This window comes from Streptomyces sp. NPDC051172, assembly GCF_040682555.1.
GTDB lineage: Bacteria > Actinomycetota > Actinomycetes > Streptomycetales > Streptomycetaceae > Streptomyces.
Genome location: NZ_JBFBBE010000165.1, coordinates 1 through 16,381, shown reverse-complemented (window position 1 = coordinate 16,381; position 16,381 = coordinate 1). Strand labels below are relative to the sequence as shown.

The following is a 16,381-nucleotide window of genomic DNA, read 5'->3' as shown; positions in this document are numbered from 1 at the left end:
GCGTGCCGCCAGGCGTCGCGGCGTTCCTGCAACGCTCCGTTGTAGAGCGAGCAGTGATCACGCAGCATCGCGCCGAGCGCGGCTTGCTGACCCACCGTGGGCCGCATCAGGAACTTGTACGCACGGATCACCCGGCCCACCCCCTCCCCGGTCAGCTTCGAAGATCCTACTTCGCTTGGCGTATGTCACCACGCTGGGAACCAAACCCGGATATTCGCAGCGGCCGTCACGTCGCTCATACCCTTCACGCCCACTTGGTGTTCGTCACGAAGTACCGGCGCGACGTCTTCGACGACGCCATGCTGAAGCGTTGCGAAGAGATCATGCGTGACGTCTGCGGCAGTTTCGAGGTGGAGCTGCGGGAGTTCAACGGCGAAGCCGATCACGTGCATCTACTGGTGCACTACCCGCCGACGGTTGCCCTGTCCAAGCTGATCAACTCCCTCAAGGGCGTCAGCTCCCGATACCTGCGGGCCGAGTACACCGGCCGTATCAACCGCATCGGGATGGGCTCCGTCTTCTGGTCCCGCTCCTACTTCGCCGGCTCCTGCGGCGGCGCACCCCTCACCGTGATCCGTCACTACATCGAACAGCAAAAACGCCCGCTGTAACCTGCGGGTCACAGCAGTCCTGAGATGCGTGGGTGTCCCCGACTGAAGCCGGGGACACCCACGCAAGATCAGGGATGGAGCCCAGTGGCCTCGGCCTCGAATCCCCGCCGTCGTGCGGCCTGCCTGAACAGACGCCGAAACCGGCAATGCGTCAGCCGGACGGCAGCAGCCGGGGCGCAAGCCGCGGCCAAGACGGTGCGAGCCTCGCGCGAGCAGAGGCCTTCACGCTTGTCGGCGAAGGCGGCGAAGAACACCGGGCAGAACTCCCGCAGCGGGCAGCGAATCTCCCCTGCCGGTGAGGAACTGCCCGGCATCGAGGACGCTGACGCGCCTCCAACCTGCAAAGAAGGCAGCTGCTGCCCGCCGGCCGACACCGGCGCCGACAAGAGGCCGCGCCTGTCAGACGGTTCCAGCCCCGGACGGGCTTCGGTGAGCCCATACTGGCAGCCATGTCGATGCACGGCACCGCCGCCTACAGCCCCCGCACCGGCCCGCTGCCCCCGCTCGTCGAACGCGCCATCCGCGCAGCCCGCCGGCACGGTTTCGGCCACTCCTGCCGCCCCGAGCAGGGCAGGCTGCTCCAGCTGCTGGCCGGTGGAGCCCGCACCGCCATCGCCGAAACCGGCACCGGCTGCGGGGTGGGCCTGGCCTGGCTGGCCAGCGGGGCCGCACCGGACGTCGAACTGCTCAGCGTGGAACGGGACCCGGCACGGGCCAAGGTAGCGGCCGATGTCTTCGCCGACGTGGCGCAGGTACGGGTGGTGTGCGCGGACTGGACAGAAATCTACGCCCACGGCCCCTACGACCTGCTCGTCCTCGACGGCGGCGGCCAAGCCAAAACAGAGAGCGCAGCAGACGCCGCAGACCCCGAACGGCTCCTGGAACCCGGCGGCATGCTGGTCGTCGACGACTTCACCCCCTCACGGACGTGGCCGCCCTCCCACGCCGGCCGCACCGACACCGCCCGCCTGTTCTGGCTCCAGCATCCCGCCCTGCGCACCGTGGACCTGCCACTGGCGAAGGACCTGAGCACGGTGGTCGCCGTCCGGCGCACCGAAGGGTGAAAGAGCGAACCCGCCGCACCTGCCACGCATCGATCACCCTGCCGGCCGTCGCTGCCCGCCCCAGCACCACACCAGACCCCGCCGAACCGGGACAAGCGCGGGGTGCGCACCCTCCGGGACGTGGCACGCCAGGCGCGCCGGACGGGACACCCGCAGGGAAGCAACCCGCTCTCCTTTCCCTGGCGTTGACCCGCCTGAGCCAAGTGATCAAGTTCAAAAGTCCTTCGGAGGTCGTTGGGCAGGTCTTCGTAGCGGTTGTTTCTGTCGCAGTAGGGGACGAAGCTCCACTTGCTGGTGGTCCCTCCGCAGCGCAGGCGCATCAGCTGGACCTCGGGGGAAGACGGTGCGCGTGCCCTGCGCCGGCAGCGGCGTCGGCTTTCGGCGGTGTGCGGACCGGTGCCCGGCAACCAAAGTCTCGGGGCTGCAGACGAAGGGGCGACGCGTGGGCGCCGCAGCCGGTGGCACGTTGGCTTCATGAGTGAAGACGAGACACTCCAGGGTCAGGGTGACTACGTGGGCGCCACCGCCGACGAGCTGCGCCGCAAGACCTCCGTGGACAAGATGGCCGGCGTAGTCAGCCAAAAGGCACTGTTCCTGCGCCGTGGCAAGGTCGCCCTGCACGAGGACCGGCTGGTACTCCGCGAGTGGGGCGAGGCCGGGGATCTGGTGCTGCGCCGAGCGGACATCACCTCGGTGGAGGTCAGGTACACCGAGCTGTACGGCCGCTTCACCGGAGGTCTGCTGAACGCGGGCAAACCGTTGATTCTGGGCACCGTACCGGCCGGGGAGGTCTACCTCTTGATCGACCGCAAGGAGTTCATGGAGACGACCGACGACCGCGCCTGGGCCGCACGCATCAAGGCGTGGCTGAGCAGGTGAGTCACACGCTCCTCGTTACGGCGGAGCTGAAACTCGTGATCGTGACGAAGGTCCCCTCAGTCCTCAGCCGCCGGCACAAGCAGCGACCAAAGTCGCCATGGTTCAGCATTTCGGCCGCTGACCGGCTCGGTTCGACGCTGCGAGGCTGCCGTCATGGACAAAGCGAAGATCTCCCGTCGGGCATTCGCCGGCATGGCGGTGGCCGCCTGTACGGGTCTCGTGACACCGATGGTGAAGGCCCCCCGTGAACGGCGAGTCGATGTGCTGCTGGCCAGGATGTCCGTCGCGGACAAGATCGCGCAGCTGAACATCCCGATCTGTCTGCCCCAGGAACTCCTTGGCGACTCAACGGATCCGACAGGCACGCGGGAGCACCGGGAGGCGTACGTACGCGGTGAGACGGTGGTCGGAAAGAAGGCGGACCGGATGACGCTGGGACCGGGCGGGGGATTCTTCGGCCTGGTCAACCAGTCCCTCTCCGGCTCCGTCCCGGTGCCTCATCCGCTGAGCCCACGTCAACAGGCGACGCAGCACAACGACTTGCAGCGACTCGCCCGCGCCAACCGGCTCGGCATCCCCCTCCTGCAGATCAGCGAGGGTACCCACGGCTCGGTCGGACCCGGCTCGACCATCTTTCCCGAGGGGCTCGCGCTGGGCGCCACCTTCGATCCCCAACTGATCGGCCGCGTGTACGGCGCGGTGGCCCGCGAGGCACGGGCGGTCGGTATCCACGCGCTGAGCACCATCATGGCCGAGCTGAACCGCGACCCCCGCTACGGCCGTGGCACCTGGTCGTTCAGCGAGGACCCGTACCTCACCGCGCGCATGATCGAGGCGCTGGTCCCGGCGATGCAGGACCACGACCTGGCCTCCCCCGAGTCGGTCGTCACCTCTCTGTGCGCCTTCCCGATGGGGGCGCCCAACACCCGTGGTCTGGAGACCAGTTCCATCGAGATCGGCGAACGTGCCTTCCGTCAGACCCACTTGGAGCCATGGCGGGCGGGATTCGGTCCGGCGGGCGCGCTGATGACCGAGGCGAGCGAGCAGACGATCGACGGGATCGTGGTGCACGGCTCGCGCAGATACCTCACCGCACTGCTCCGCGACGAGCTGGACTTCCGCGGGGTCGTCATCGGCAACGACGTACGCAGTCTCGTACGCGAGCACGTGGCGGGCACCGCGCGTGAGGCGGCCGGGCTCGCGCTGCGGGCCGGGGTCGACGTCAGCCTGTCGTGAGACGAGATCTATCTCGACCAACTGGCCGCCGCCGTACGGGAGGGCGGCATCGAGGAAACGCTGCTCGACCGCGCCGTACGCCGCGTGCTGACCCTGAAGGAGCGGCTCGGCCTCTTCGAGAACCCCTACGTCGATCCGGGCCGGGCCGAGCGGGTCGTCAACTGCGCGGCGCACCGCGAACTGGCGCTCCAGTGCGGCCCGGGAGTCGCTCGTCCTGCTCAAGAACGACCCCGGAAAGGGAGGCGAGGGGCGGGAACTTCTGCCGCTGTCGCGTGACCGCGTGCGCACGCTTGCCCTGATCGGCCCGAACGCCGACGACCGGCTGAACCTCCTGGGCGAGTACAACGCCTACCCCGCCCTGCATCCCACCCCCTCCATCCGCGAGGCGATCCAGGAACTGGTGGGCGACGACGTACGGATCGTGCACGCACGCGGCTGCGAGGTGACGGGAGCCGACGCCTCCGGCCTCGCGGCGGCCCGAGCGGCGGCGCGGCAGGCGGACGTGGCGGTAGTCGTGGTCGGCGAGCAGACCAAGGGCGGCTACTTCTCCCCCGACCGCACCGACAGCGAGCTGAAGGACACCGCTTCGCTGGACCTGACCGGCGTACAGGAGCGGCTCCTGAAAGAGGTGCACGCGACGGGCACGCCGACCATCGCCGTGGTCGTCACCGGCAGGGCACTGTCGCTGCGCTGGGCGGCCGCGCACCTGCCCGCCCTTCTGATCGCCTGGCTGCCCGGCGAGGCCGGGGGCCGGGCGGTCGCCGAGGCGCTGTTCGGCGACATCGAGCCGACCGGCAGGCTGCCCGTCACCTTCCCCCGTGACGTCGGCCAGCTCCCTCTGTCGTACGACCAGAAGCCGGCCCGAGCCGACGCCGACGACTACATCGACATGCCCTCCACACCGCTCTACCCGTTCGGCGCGGGCCTCGGCTACACCACGTTCCGCTACGACCGGATCCGGCTGACCGACGACACCATCGGGGCCGACGCCACGACCCGGGTGGGCGTGGACATCACCAACACGGGACAGCGGGCCGGCACGGAGGTGGTGCAGCTGTACGTGACGGACAACCAGGCTTCGGTGTCGCTGCCGTACATCCGGCTGCGCGGTGTGCGGAAGGTCCATGTGGAGCCCGGGAAGCGGGCCACCATCACCTTCGACATCATGCCGAGACGAGACCTCACCCTGGTGGACGGCCAAATGCGGACGGTCGTCGAGCCGGGCACGTTCGAGATCAAGGTCGGGCACTCCTCGACGGACATCCGCCAACGGGCGAAACTCCGAGTCACATGACGCTGTCCGCTGCTCAGCGGCCCGCCGTGCATTGGCGATACGTGAGCGGATGGTGTGGCAGAGACCCTCACGGCGTGGACTGTGCGCTCCACCGGCGAGCCCGTTGTGCAGAGCGTGCAGCCCACCATCCGCCGCTTCAACGGCACCAAGCGCGACGAGCGCGTCGCCCCCCTGCGCTTCACCCTCGACCAGCTCGCCCTGCTTCACGACACCGCCGCCCAGCATGGCTTCAAGGGCGACTCCGGCTTCGCCGCCGATATCGTCCTCGCCTTCATCACCGGCCGGTTCACCGCCAACCTGCCCCTGTCCGAGGACCGCCGCCGCACCCACCTCTTCCGCGCCCAGGTCCTGCGTCAGCTCAACCGGATCGGCGTCAACGTCAACCAGATCGCCCGCGCCCTCAACAGCGACCGCACCCCACCCGACATCCGTCAGCGCCTGACCGAACTCCAGCAGCTGCTGGAGCTGATCGCCGAGGCCCTGCGCCAGCCCGTCGACCCGGAGACGGAGGCGTCCGCGTGATCGCCGCCATCAATCGGGCCGGGTCCAACACCCGCGGTCTGCTTGCCTACCTCTACGGCCCCGACCGCCACGACGAACACCTCGATCCGCACATCATGGCGGGGTTCGCCATGCTCGGCATGCCCGACCCCGGCCGCGTGGAGAACGCCACCCTCACCGAACTCGCCCGCGGCCTCGACGAACCCGTTCAGCTTCGGAACAGGGAGTTCGGCAAGAAGGTCACCGATCACGTCCGGCACTGCCCCGTGCGTGCCGCCCCCGAGGACCGCTGCCGACGAAGCCGCCGCCGCCTGGTCCCAGGCCCTGTCCCTCATGGAGGGCATGACCTCGGACCGCACCGGCAAAGCGATCACCTCACTCCGTTCCACCCTCGCCGTCTACCAGCGTCGCAGAGTGCCCGGAGCCGCCGAACTCGCCCGTCGCGCAGGCGAAGCACTGGCCTAAGCTGCCCACCAACCGGCCGGCGAAGGGACACAACCGTGGCTCAGCGGACAACCGACGACCAGCCCAAAGCCCTCAAGCCCACCTTCGAATCCATGACCCTGCTGGTCGCCGCCGTCATCGTCCACGACAAGGCCACCAACCGCGTCGTCCTCCTCCAGCGCAGCCAGAACGCCAAGTTCGCCCAGGGCATGTGGGACCTGCCCGTCGGCAAAAGCGAGCCCGGCGAGCCCATCACCGAGACCGCCGTACGTGAGCAGTACGAAGAGACCGGTCTGACGGTCAAGCCCGAGTCCCTGAAGGTCGCCCACATCATCCACGGCGCCTGGGGCGTCGAAGCCCCCAACGGCTTCCTCACTGTGGTTTTCGCCGCTCATGAGTGGACCGGCGAACCCGCGAACCGTGAACCACGCAAGCATGCTCAGGTCTGCTGGGTCGATGCCGACGCCATCCCAGAGGAGTTCGTGGACACCACCGCCGGCGCTCTCCACCGGTACCTTGCTGGCGGCCCCGCCGTTTCGCTGGACGGCTGGCCATAGCCATAGCTTTCGGAATGTGGATATCGCACTCCGACACCAACGGGGCCGCAGCGGACAAAGGCATTTGGTATCACTTGATACCGTATCGAATGAAGTAGTCTGGCTCCATGTCCGCTGACGTCCCTCATCGCACCACCGCCTCGCATGCGACCGACCGCCCCGGGGATACGTCGCCTTTCGCTCTCGGCCTGCTGTTGCGCCGAGCGCACTGGCGCGCGGCCGCGGTGATGGGGGAGGCGCTTCGGCCGCTTGGCATCGAGTTGCGGCATTTCGCGGTGCTGATCGAGCTGGTCAATCACGGTCCCACGGTGCAGCGGGATCTGGTGGCGGCGACGGGGTCGGACAAGGCGGGAATCATGCGGGTCGTGGACGACCTGGAGCGGAAGGGTCTGGCCGTACGCAAGGCCGTTCCGGGGGACCGGCGGGTGCGGGCCGTGGAGATCACCCCTCAGGGGCTGGAGCTCTTCGACGCGGTCCATGTGGCGGCGGAGCCGCTGGCTGAGCGTCTGGTTGCCGAACTGGGGCCCGGCGAGCCCGAGAAGCTGACGGAACTGCTGACCCGGCTTGCTCATCCGGCAGACCGCGAGGCGTAAGCGCGCGGGCGCACCGGTTGCCGGCCGCGTCGGCACGCTAGGTCTCATGCGGCTTCCGCGGCGAACCCAGCCTTGAGGGCTGGAGCCGTCGTCGCGAGCCTGCCCCCGGCGGCGGTCGGTCGGGGCTTCGTCGCCGAAGGGACGCCGAGTCGTCCGCGCCGGCGCCGCCCGCATACGTGGCCGGCGGTGTGCTCTTCACCTTCGCCGAGCATCATCGTCGTTTCGATGCGCTGCCGACAGGCTGAACCCCGGCCGTCCTCAGGGCCGGGTTACCTGCCCTCAGGTACCGGGCGCCACGGGCACCGTGGGAGAAGACGCCATGCGACCTCGTGGGCAGAGTGTCACACGGCGTCCACAGTCTGGGGTTACGCGGCGAGGCGCTCCGCGAGTGTCTTGGCCTTGGTGGTCGCGTCCTCGAAGGCGCGCTTGCGGGACGCCTCGTAGAGGGGGACCAGGTCTGACATGGCCGGGTTGCGGGGGGCCATGGTGAGTTCCGGGACGATGAAGTCGAGCTCCAGGCCGAGGGTGTTCTTGAGGATGGCCTCCAGGTAGTTCTGTACGAACTCGTAGCCCTCGCGCGGGGTGCCCGGAGCGTAGGAGCCGCCGCGGCTGGCGACGACGATGACCGGGGTGCCCTGGGCGGAGGGCGTCTGGCCCGCGGTGCGGCCGAGGAGGAGCACGCTGTCCAGCCACGCCTTGAGGGTCGAGGGAATCGAGAAGTTGTACATGGGGGCGCCGATCAGGACGGCGTCCGCCTGCTCCAGCTCCTCGATGAGCTTCACGCGTGCGGCGAACGCGGCGGACTGCTCCGGGGTGCGCTCGGACGGGGCGGCGTAACCGGCGGACCATGCGGCGGCGGTGATGTGAGGGACGGGGTCGGCGGCGAGGTCGCGGTAGATCACCGTGCCTTCCGGGTGCTGCTCCTCCCAGGTCTTGCGGAAAGCGGCCGTGACCGAACGGGACGAGGACGCCTCGCCCGGGAACACGGACGAGTCGATGTGCAGCAGCGTTTTCATGGACTTTCTCCAAGGTGCAGTGCCCGAGGCGGGACCAAGGGCCGGGGATTCACGCATCGAGATAGTTGCACTCGATACGGTATTGAGTGATACCATCTTGAGTGTAACGAAGATGGACCCGTCGAGCAGATGGAGGCGGCCGGTCATGGACGTCTATGAGGCGGTGACGAGTCGACGGGCGGTGCGCGCGTTCACCGGCCGACCCGTGCCCAGGGAGACGCTGGAGCGGGTGCTGTCCGCCGCGGCCTGGGCGCCGTCCGGATCGAACATCCAGCCGTGGCGTACCTACGTGCTGGCCGGTGCGCCGCTGGCCGAACTCAAGAAGCGTGCCGGCGAGCGCCTGGCCTCGGGCGACCCCTGGGACGCGCCGGAGTACGAGATGTATCCGCCCGAACTGAAGTCTCCGTACCGCGAGCGCCGATCCGCCTTCGGGGAGCAGCGCTACGGCGCGCTCGGCATCGCGCGTGAGGACCTGCAGGCGCGCCAGCGGGCCGCCGCGGCGAACTGGGACTGCTTCGGCGCACCCGCCGCCCTGTTCTGCTACATCGACAAGGACATGGGTTCGCCCCAGTGGGCCGACGCCGGCATGTATCTGCAGACCGTCATGCTGTTGCTCCGCGCCGAAGGACTGCACAGCTGCCCGCAGATGGCCTGGGCGAAGTACCACAAGACCGTCGCGGAGGTCCTGTCACCCCCGGGCGGACTCATCCTCTTCTGCGGCATGTCGATCGGGTTCGAAGACGTCGCAGCGGGTGACGCCCGTACAGGCCGGGCGCCGCTCGGCGAGACGGTCACGTTCGTCGACGGTCTCTGACGCCGCCCGTCCTTGGTCGGTCAGCGGCCGTTTCATGCCACACCCATATAACGGTTCATATGCAATATTTCGCACGTAATCCAGATGAAAGGCATGTCATGAAGATCGCAGTCATCGGCGGTACCGGACTGATCGGGTCGCAGGTCGTCAAGAACCTGAACGCCGCCGGACACGAGGCGGTACCGCACTCGAAGTCCACCGGAGTCGACATCATCAGCGGTCAGGGCTTGGACGAGGCGATGGCGGGAGCCGACGTCGTCGTCAACCTGACGAACTCCCCGACCTTCGACAACGCCTCCCTGGCCTTCTTCCAGACCTCGATGGACAACCTCTTGGCCGCGGCCCACAAGGGCGGCGTCGGCCACTTCGTCATCCTCTCGATCGTCGGCGTGGAACAAGTACCGGAGCTGGACTACTACCGGGCCAAGGCGCTCCAGGAGAAGATCCTCGCGGTCGGGCCGATCCCCTACTCGATCGTCCGAGCCACGCAGTTCATGGAGTTCATGGACGCCGCCATGTCCTGGACCGCCGACGCCGACACCGTCCGGCTTCCCGCCACGCCCATCCAGCCCATCGCCTCCAAGGACGTCGCCGCCGCGGTCGCGGAGGTCGCCGCCGGCGCCCCGCTGAACGGCATCCGCAACATCGCCGGCCCCGAGATCCTCACCCTGGACGAACTGGGCCGGATCACCCTGACCCACAAGGGCGACAACCGTACCGTCGTCACCGACCCCACCGCCGGCATGTTCGCCGTCATCAAGGGCGACGTCCTCACCGACAAGAACGCCCACCTCGCTGCCACCCGCTACACCGACTGGCTCTCCTGACATCCGCTTCTCCTCCGCACCCTTTCGTTGCGCCCGCCGGGTATGGCGGCGTGAGTCGGACGGGAATCCCGCTGCGGTCCCCCGATCCCCGTCAGGCGGAGGGCGGGGGACGCGCATGCACCCATTCGGCCCCGCCGGGACAGACGGGAAACGGCTCTCGGGGTAGGACCGACCCGAGGACATTGCGGCGGTCGAATGCTGGCGCAGGGCGCTGGATGTGCAGATGAGCGAGATAGATGATCTTGGATGTCTATGAGGCGGTCACGAGCCGACGGGCGGTGCGCGGGTTCACCGACCGGCCCGTCCCGAGGCAGGTGCTGGATCGGGTACTGTCCGCCGCAGCCTGGGCGCCGTCCGGATCGAACCTCCAGCCGTGGCGCGCCTACGTGGTGACCGGTGGGCCGCTGACCGAGCTCAAGAGACGCGCCGGCGAGCGCGTGGCCGCAGCCGACCCCTGGGACGAGCGGGAGTACGAGATGTACCCGCCCGCACTGAAGTCTCCCTACCATGAGCGCCGATCCGCCTTCGGCCATGAGCGCTACAGCGCACTTGGTATTGAGCGTGAGGACTGGGAGGCGCGCCAGAGGGCCGCAGCCGCGAACTGGGACTGTTTCGGTGCGCCCGCCGCCCTGTTCTGCTACATCGACCGAGACATGGGCCGACCTCAATGGTCCGACGTCGGCATGTATCTGCAGACCGTCATGCTCTTGCTGCGCGCCGAGGGGCTGCACAGCTGCCCGCAGATGTCCTGGTCGGTGTATCGCAAGACCGTCGCGGAGATCCTGTCACCCCCGGACGAGCTCATCCTCTTCTGTGGCATGTCGATCGGCTTCGAGGACGTTACGGTGGGCTACGCCCGTACAGGCCGGGCGCAGCTCGACGAGACCGTCACGTTCGTCGAAGGGTAGATTCGTGGCTGCGTGATGATCACGGTTGGCCGGGCCGCCATCCTGATCGGCGACGACGCCGGCCTCCTGACTTGAGCGCGAGCTCATACCCCTGAGCGTCCAACAGATCAGCAGGCCCTTTTGCGTGAGCGATACGAGAGCGGATGGTGGAGCACGAGTCGTCATGAGGTGGATCGAACCTCACAGCGAATGTGCTCTGACCTGGTGGGTCCGGACGTCGAAGAACCGTCCGGACCCACCAGGCACACCCTGACCGGGACCTTTAATCCATTGGTTGTGGGTTGGAGTCCCGCAGGGCCCACGGACGCGAGGCACGAAAACCCCTTCTGACCTGCGGTGCAACGCCCGGGCCGACTTCGGCCGGCTCGGGCACCGACTCGTTTGCATGCGGCCGACCCGACCGTGGACCGCACGGCAAGACGGGCCTCAGCGTCCCCAAGAACAACCACTTCACCCTCGACTCCGGCTGCCTCAAGAAGGGGGTCAGCGAGGTGCAGCGCATCCCCCACAACAAGGTGATGCCCACCCGCTCTTGGTCGTCACTCACCCCCAAATCAGCGACAGAGCCCACCAAGTGGACCAGAGCCCGTTCTCCCGTGCACAGCCACACTCCACCAGAGGCCGGTGCGATGGACGAGGGGTCACCCGTCCCGCCTGACCGTCGTCCTGCGGTCGACGGTCCGGTCGGTCGCGCGTACCTGCCACGGCGACCAAAAGAGCCCGTTGTGGCCCGCGCGGCGAAACAGGTCTCGTCCGCCGCGAACTTGTCTGGTCAAGTTCGGGCGGGGTTCTTCCGCTCGACAGCGACAACCAGTAGTCATGTCCCGTTCGTTGCGCACATTCAGGCCGTGCGGGCGGGTCCTGCACGGCATCCTCACCAAGGGGACGAGGTACCAAGTATGCGACTGCGCTGGAGATCCCTGGGCGGGCTTCTCGCCCTCCTCGGGGCACTGATCGTCGTTGTTCCCTCCCCCGCCCGGGCGGCCGGAAGCAGCGGCAACCTGATCGTCAACGGCGGTGCTGAGAGCGGCGGTTACTGCACCGGCGACTGGGCGGCGGCCACTACGGTCCCCGGCTGGACCACCGAGGCCGGTGGTCCGAACGTCGTGTGTCACTCCGTCGCCACCTTCGGGTATCCCAGCGACGGCAAGACTCCGGGCAAGGCCTTCTTCGGGCCCGGAAACTTCGGCGACGGCGCGATGACGCAGACCGTCGACGTCTCCTCGGCCGCGTCGGCCCTCGACGGCGGGGGCGTGCACTACGACCTCTCCGGCTGGCTCGGCGGCTGGACGACCTACAGCGGCTATGCCGCAGTGAGCCTGCACTTCCACGACGGCAGCGGCCACCCGATCGGCCCCGTCGCCAAGCTGCCCACTGTCTCCGCGAGCGACCGGGGCCTCGCCACCAAGTTCCTCGCGCGCAGCACCACCGGCGCTGTGCCGGCCGGTACCCGTTCCATCCAGGTCGAGGTGCAGTTCCTGTCGACGAGCAGTGAGACCGGCTACCTCGACAACCTCGCCCTCACCCTGGACACCCCGGTCGCCGCGCCGGCCCCGCTCGCCCCGCCGGTCTCCAAGGTGCCCGGCTACGACCACGTGTTCATGGTCATGATGGAGAACACCGACTACTCCGAGGTCATGAACGACCCGACGGACACTCCGTACACGCACAGCCTCATGAGCCAGGGCGCCACGCTCACCGACTTCCACGGCGTCTACCACCCGAGCGACGAGAACTACCTCGCCATCGCCGGCGGCGACACCTACGCCAAGGGCGCCACGTACTTCCCCAACATCAACTCGCCCCAGCGCAACCTCGGCGACACCCTGGAGGCGGCCGGCAAGACCTGGAAGGCCTACGAGCAGGGCATGGGCACCCCCTGCAACACCAAGAACGACCACGACAGTTACTACGAGCCCGACGACGCTCCCTTCATCAACTACACCGACATCAGCGGCAACGCCTCCCGCTGCGCGGCCCACCTGTTCGACACCACCCAGCTGACCACCGACCTGGAGTCCGCGGCCACCACCCCGGACTTCTCCTGGATCGCCGCCGACGACTACTACGACGGAGAGGCCTCCGGCAACGGCAATGCCACCAGCCTCAAGACCCAGGACGGCTGGCTGAAGCAGACCCTCGCACCGGTCCTCGCCTCTGCGGCCTGGACCCAGCAGCGCTCGCTCCTGCTTCTGACGTGGGACGAGAGCCAGGGCGAGGCCTACAACCACGTCGTCACCACCGTTGTCGGCTCCCAGGGCACCGTCCCGGCCGGCACCAGCAGTCCGCTCCACTACGACCACTACGGCATAGGTCGCACCGTCGAGGAGGCCCTCGGCCTGCCTGCGCTCACCGCCGACGACACCTACGCCACGCCACTCAACGCCGCGTTCGCGCCGTCCACCGCGACCATCCCCACGCTCACCGGCGACCTGAACGCGGTCGCGAGCGGCGGCAACGTCACCTTCCGCTACTCGGTGCCGTCGGCTTCCCAGGTGAGCGCCAAGAACTGGATCGGGATCTACCCGACGGGCGTCACCCCCGGCAAGCAGGCTTCGCTCACCTGGTCCTACGCCCCGAACGCCAGCGGCGCCCTGACCTTTGCGACCGGCAAACTGGGCGGCGCGGGTACGTACGACGTGTACTACCTCGCCAATGACGGCTACTCGGTGCTCGGCGGCCCCTTCTCCCTGACCGTCGGCTGACCGGCCATGACGGGACCATGACGGGGGAACGCCCTCCCCTCTGCTGACCGTCCTGTTCAACAGGAGGCGACGTACGGCACGTCGCGGATGTACCTCTGCCACTCGGCGCGTGACAGACCGGATCCGACACGTCAGCACACATCGGTGGCCATCCGCGATGCGTCGACGCCGTAGGTCAGCAGAGGCATGTGGTAGGCGGAGACGTACAGGGTCCGGTCGTCCTTGCCGAAGGCCAGCGCAATGACGTCGCCCCCCGGGCTCGGAGAAGGCGGATCCGACCGGGCGCCGGGAGGCGACGTCCCACAGCCGGACCGAGCCGTCCGCTGTCCATGACGAGGACGAGCCGACCCGTTCGGGAGGGGCTGGGAAAGACGTAAAGATCGGCGAGATCAATGGCTGGATCGGTCTCGGCGCGGAAGCCGGAGAGGTGGTCGGACATGACGGTGCGACCTCCGCTGAAGGGCCAGGTCCTGCGATCGCGTGCCGTTGCCGGGCGGCCTGGACGATGTTCCAGGTGCCACGGTCACGGCACCTGGAACGGAAAACGACTCCTGGGGACGGGACCTTCCCCATGGACGGCCCGCCGAGGGGGGCCTCGGCCGACGGGAGCCATGCCGTTACAGTAGTCGGCCGCCGCATCCAGCAACGTGTTGAACGCCTGTGTGACCTTCTGTGCCTTGGTGGTGTCCTGGACCGTCATGGTCGGATTGGAGGCCTACCACATGTCGGCCTCCACGATCTTCGTCGCCAGCCAGTCGACGATGTGCGGATCGCCCCGGGATAGCCCTCCGCGACACCTTCGAACATCTCATCGAACCATGGCGCGGCGTTGGCGAAGATGTCCGCCATGTACGGCTTGAAGTCACCGTCATAGGTGACCGCACCGATGACCTGAGTGTCGTTGTTGATGAACGTGACGTCGATGCCAAGCCGGGCGGGGCGGAGAGGTTCCGGCAGAACGCCGCCAAGATCCAGGACGACGCCTTTCGCTACGAAAAGCTTGTCGGCACAGAGGAGAGCGGTTATTTCCGCGACCTCCCCGATGCGCTTGCCGTAACCGTCGGGCTGCCTGGCCACGGTCGGAGTCGCGTTTGCCGGAGTCGCCGACGTCTCGGACCTTTACGTCGTCATGACTCCCTCCCCCTTTGATCTTCTTTGGCCGGCCTGCGGGCTCCTTCTCCGTTCTGAGGTTGTTCGTTTTCTTCCCACTGCCGGCTTTGTCGCCCTGCTGGGCGATGGCAAGACGATCACGACAGCATGGGTCGAAGGCTCAGGAACGGTCCTCCGCAACCGGCTTTGAGCCGGAGTCCCCTCGACGGCGGCCGTCGAGGGGGCGGGCCGTGGTGTGCGGTCGGTGGAGGTGGTGGGCGCCGCAGCGTTCGATGGCCAGGAGCGCGGCGTCGTCTCCGGGTTCGTGGCCGATGTGGTTCAGCAGGTCGTGGTGGATCTGGCTTATCAGGGCCTCGGGTCCAGACGTGGGCGCGGAGGTGGCCCGCTCGGTGAGGTGGTGGACAGCTCCTTCGGGCGAGCGGGGTTCGATGACGCCGTCGGTGCAGAGCACCAGCGTGTCGCCGTCCTCGAACGTGAAGGGGCAGCGCGGTGGCTGGGTACAGGCAGTTCGCACATGCCCAGGGGGGTACGGGACGTCGCGCATGCAGGACGGTGACCTGGCCGTCGTGCAGCAGCAGGGGCGGCGGGTGGCCCAAGTTGATCATCTCGACCTGCGTGCCGTCGTCGGGGATGTCGAGCAGTAGAGCGGTGATGAAGTGCTCACCCGCATCGTGCTCGGTGTCTGCGACGTCCTTCAGATGTCTGCAGGCGCTCACCTCAAGGCCCGCGGCAAGTTCGGGCAGCGTGTCGTAGCGGTGCGCGCCTTCGCGGAACACGCCCAGCACCATGGATGCCTCACCGATGGCGGCCAGTCCCTTGCCTCGGACGTCGCCGATGATCACGCGGGTGCCGCGGTCGGAGCGGGCGATCGCGAACAGGTCGCCGCCTATGCGGGTCTCGTCCTCGGCTGCCAGGTACAGCCACGCCGCCCGCAGCGGCCCGATCCGATGGCGTGGTGGCCACAGCAGCACGAGCAAACGGGCTCGCGGAGCGCGTTGACCAGCTGTTCCCGCACTCGGACGTCAAGTCAAGCGAAGGCCGCGCGCAGCAGTGAAGGCAGTGTCGGCACAAACTCATCGGTCATGCGGCCGGATGGGCGCCGATGAGTTTCGCGCTGCGATCGCCTCTGTATGAGGTAGGAGGTAGTTGATGATGAGCTCATCGCAGCAGCCGGTGACCACGGCGGTGGTCACCGGAGCCAGCCGCGGTTTCGGAGCGGCGATCGCCGCCGCGCTGATCGACAGGGGGCACCGGGTCGTCGGCGTCGCACGCACCGCCGAGGCGCTCGCGGACCTGCGCCGGGAACTGGGTGCCATGTTCGTCCCGGTGGTCGCCGACGCGACCGACGCGGAGACCGCCCGCACCCTGATCGAGCAACACCAGCCCACACTGCTCGTGCTCAACGCGGGTGCGACGCCCGCCGCCGGCCCCGTGCACGAACAATCGTGGGAATCGTTCAGCCGCAACTGGCAGGTCGACACCCAACATGCTTTCCACTGGATCCGCGCGGCGCTGCGACACCCGCTGGCGCCCGACAGTCTGGTGGTGGCGATGTCCAGCGGCGCCGCACTGCGCGGCTCACCACTGAGCGGCGGATACGCGGGCGCGAAAGCGATGGTCCGATTCCTCGCCGCGTACGCCGCGGACGAATCCCGTCGCGCCGCCCTCGGCATCCGCTTCGCCACCGTGCTGCCGCAGATCACGCCGGCCACCGAACTCGGCGCCTCAGCCTCGATCCACCGCGTGATAGTCGGCCTGTGGACAGAGGAATAGGAAGAGGTGCCTGCTGACCTGCGATGATGGGAGTTCCTACGCTTCCAGC

General features: G+C 68.1%; 18 protein-coding genes and 2 pseudogenes. 15 read left to right on the top strand and 5 right to left on the bottom strand.

All coding sequences use genetic code 11. From position 1 onward, the window contains the following. Nucleotides 1–131 (bottom strand): helix-turn-helix domain-containing protein (locus AB0N07_RS45900; RefSeq protein WP_365846062.1); only part of this gene is annotated, 131 nt, incomplete at its 3' end. A 51-nt stretch (nt 132–182) separates the two neighbouring features. Here AB0N07_RS45900 and tnpA point away from each other — a divergent pair. The 10 genes and pseudogenes from tnpA (at nt 183) to AB0N07_RS45850 (ending at nt 7,179) form a co-directional block, all read left to right on the top strand. After that, nucleotides 183–611, top strand: a complete 429-nt coding sequence (tnpA, locus tag AB0N07_RS45895) for an IS200/IS605 family transposase (RefSeq protein ID WP_365846054.1) — start codon at nt 183–185, stop codon at nt 609–611. A gap of 449 nt (nt 612–1,060) precedes the next feature. Continuing rightward, nucleotides 1,061–1,675, top strand: coding sequence for a class I SAM-dependent methyltransferase (locus AB0N07_RS45890; protein WP_365846052.1), 615 nt, complete (start codon nt 1,061–1,063; stop codon nt 1,673–1,675). Nucleotides 1,676–2,149: 474 nt separating this feature from the next. Further along, nucleotides 2,150–2,554, top strand: coding sequence for a hypothetical protein (locus AB0N07_RS45885; RefSeq protein WP_365846050.1), 405 nt, complete (start codon nt 2,150–2,152; stop codon nt 2,552–2,554). Nucleotides 2,555–2,707: 153 nt separating this feature from the next. Beyond that, a complete protein-coding gene (locus AB0N07_RS45880) occupies nt 2,708–3,790 on the top strand; it encodes a glycoside hydrolase family 3 N-terminal domain-containing protein (protein ID WP_365846048.1) in 1,083 nt (360 codons plus the stop codon). A gap of 133 nt (nt 3,791–3,923) precedes the next feature. Then, entirely contained in the window at nt 3,924–5,084 is a 1,161-nt protein-coding gene (locus AB0N07_RS45875; protein WP_365846060.1) for a glycoside hydrolase family 3 C-terminal domain-containing protein, read from the top strand. A 54-nt stretch (nt 5,085–5,138) separates the two neighbouring features. Then, entirely contained in the window at nt 5,139–5,606 is a 468-nt protein-coding gene (locus AB0N07_RS45870; RefSeq protein WP_365846046.1) for a MobC family plasmid mobilization relaxosome protein, read from the top strand. After that, nucleotides 5,603–5,875, top strand: a pseudogene (locus tag AB0N07_RS45865) (mobilization protein); the annotation flags it as partial. The gene AB0N07_RS45870 and the pseudogene AB0N07_RS45865, both read left to right, overlap by 4 nt. Further along, entirely contained in the window at nt 5,856–6,050 is a 195-nt protein-coding gene (locus AB0N07_RS45860) for a hypothetical protein (protein WP_365846064.1), read from the top strand. The pseudogene AB0N07_RS45865 and the gene AB0N07_RS45860, both read left to right, overlap by 20 nt. Nucleotides 6,051–6,085: 35 nt before the next feature. Beyond that, nucleotides 6,086–6,586: an NUDIX domain-containing protein gene (locus AB0N07_RS45855; RefSeq protein ID WP_365846058.1), complete on the top strand. Its 501-nt coding sequence runs from the start codon at nt 6,086–6,088 to the stop codon at nt 6,584–6,586. Between the two features lie 107 nt (nt 6,587–6,693). Further along, nucleotides 6,694–7,179: a MarR family winged helix-turn-helix transcriptional regulator gene (locus AB0N07_RS45850; RefSeq protein WP_365846044.1), complete on the top strand. Its 486-nt coding sequence runs from the start codon at nt 6,694–6,696 to the stop codon at nt 7,177–7,179. Nucleotides 7,180–7,544: 365 nt separating this feature from the next. On the opposite strand, the gene AB0N07_RS45845 is transcribed toward AB0N07_RS45850, so the two are convergent. Beyond that, nucleotides 7,545–8,195, bottom strand: coding sequence for an NAD(P)H-dependent oxidoreductase (locus tag AB0N07_RS45845; RefSeq protein ID WP_365846042.1), 651 nt, complete (start codon nt 8,193–8,195; stop codon nt 7,545–7,547). A 145-nt stretch (nt 8,196–8,340) separates the two neighbouring features. Between AB0N07_RS45845 and AB0N07_RS45840 the strand changes: the two genes are divergently transcribed. The 4 genes from AB0N07_RS45840 to AB0N07_RS45825 all read left to right on the top strand — a co-directional run bounded on the left by AB0N07_RS45840 (nt 8,341) and on the right by AB0N07_RS45825 (nt 13,449). Then, a complete protein-coding gene (locus tag AB0N07_RS45840; protein ID WP_365846040.1) occupies nt 8,341–9,009 on the top strand; it encodes a nitroreductase in 669 nt (222 codons plus the stop codon). A gap of 98 nt (nt 9,010–9,107) precedes the next feature. After that, nucleotides 9,108–9,836, top strand: a complete 729-nt coding sequence (locus tag AB0N07_RS45835; RefSeq protein WP_365846038.1) for an SDR family oxidoreductase — start codon at nt 9,108–9,110, stop codon at nt 9,834–9,836. A 242-nt stretch (nt 9,837–10,078) separates the two neighbouring features. Further along, nucleotides 10,079–10,744, top strand: coding sequence for a nitroreductase (locus tag AB0N07_RS45830; protein WP_365846056.1), 666 nt, complete (start codon nt 10,079–10,081; stop codon nt 10,742–10,744). An 899-nt stretch (nt 10,745–11,643) separates the two neighbouring features. Beyond that, nucleotides 11,644–13,449 (top strand): alkaline phosphatase family protein, encoded by a 1,806-nt coding sequence (locus tag AB0N07_RS45825; protein WP_365846036.1) that lies wholly within the window; start codon nt 11,644–11,646, stop codon nt 13,447–13,449. 696 nt (nt 13,450–14,145) lie between these two features. Here AB0N07_RS45825 and AB0N07_RS45820 read toward each other — a convergent pair. The 3 genes and pseudogenes from AB0N07_RS45820 to AB0N07_RS45810 form a co-directional block, all read right to left on the bottom strand. Beyond that, nucleotides 14,146–14,526 carry a hypothetical protein gene (locus AB0N07_RS45820; RefSeq protein WP_365846034.1) on the bottom strand — a complete coding sequence of 127 codons (381 nt, stop codon included), beginning with the start codon at nt 14,524–14,526 and terminating at the stop codon, nt 14,146–14,148. A gap of 193 nt (nt 14,527–14,719) precedes the next feature. Beyond that, entirely contained in the window at nt 14,720–15,073 is a 354-nt protein-coding gene (locus AB0N07_RS45815) for a SpoIIE family protein phosphatase (protein WP_365846032.1), read from the bottom strand. An 85-nt stretch (nt 15,074–15,158) separates the two neighbouring features. Then, nucleotides 15,159–15,401: pseudogene (locus AB0N07_RS45810) on the bottom strand (SpoIIE family protein phosphatase); the annotation flags it as partial. A gap of 307 nt (nt 15,402–15,708) precedes the next feature. On the opposite strand from AB0N07_RS45810, the gene AB0N07_RS45805 reads away from it, so the two are divergent. Then, nucleotides 15,709–16,332, top strand: a complete 624-nt coding sequence (locus AB0N07_RS45805) for an SDR family oxidoreductase (RefSeq protein WP_365846030.1) — start codon at nt 15,709–15,711, stop codon at nt 16,330–16,332. The last annotated feature ends 49 nt before the right edge of the window (nt 16,333–16,381 follow it).

Excerpts from the sequence above, each read along its gene's own strand:
- tnpA (WP_365846054.1), top strand. The coding sequence starts at position 183 with ATGTCACCACGCTGGGAACCAAACCCGGATATTCGCAGCGGCCGTCAC.
- AB0N07_RS45890 (WP_365846052.1), top strand. The coding sequence starts at position 1,061 with ATGTCGATGCACGGCACCGCCGCCTACAGCCCCCGCACCGGCCCGCTG.
- AB0N07_RS45885 (WP_365846050.1), top strand. The coding sequence starts at position 2,150 with ATGAGTGAAGACGAGACACTCCAGGGTCAGGGTGACTACGTGGGCGCC.
- AB0N07_RS45880 (WP_365846048.1), top strand. The coding sequence starts at position 2,708 with ATGGACAAAGCGAAGATCTCCCGTCGGGCATTCGCCGGCATGGCGGTG.
- AB0N07_RS45850 (WP_365846044.1), top strand. The coding sequence starts at position 6,694 with ATGTCCGCTGACGTCCCTCATCGCACCACCGCCTCGCATGCGACCGAC.
- AB0N07_RS45845 (WP_365846042.1), bottom strand. The coding sequence starts at position 8,195 with ATGAAAACGCTGCTGCACATCGACTCGTCCGTGTTCCCGGGCGAGGCG.
- AB0N07_RS45840 (WP_365846040.1), top strand. The coding sequence starts at position 8,341 with ATGGACGTCTATGAGGCGGTGACGAGTCGACGGGCGGTGCGCGCGTTC.
- AB0N07_RS45835 (WP_365846038.1), top strand. The coding sequence starts at position 9,108 with ATGAAGATCGCAGTCATCGGCGGTACCGGACTGATCGGGTCGCAGGTC.
- AB0N07_RS45825 (WP_365846036.1), top strand. The coding sequence starts at position 11,644 with ATGCGACTGCGCTGGAGATCCCTGGGCGGGCTTCTCGCCCTCCTCGGG.
- AB0N07_RS45805 (WP_365846030.1), top strand. The coding sequence starts at position 15,709 with ATGATGAGCTCATCGCAGCAGCCGGTGACCACGGCGGTGGTCACCGGA.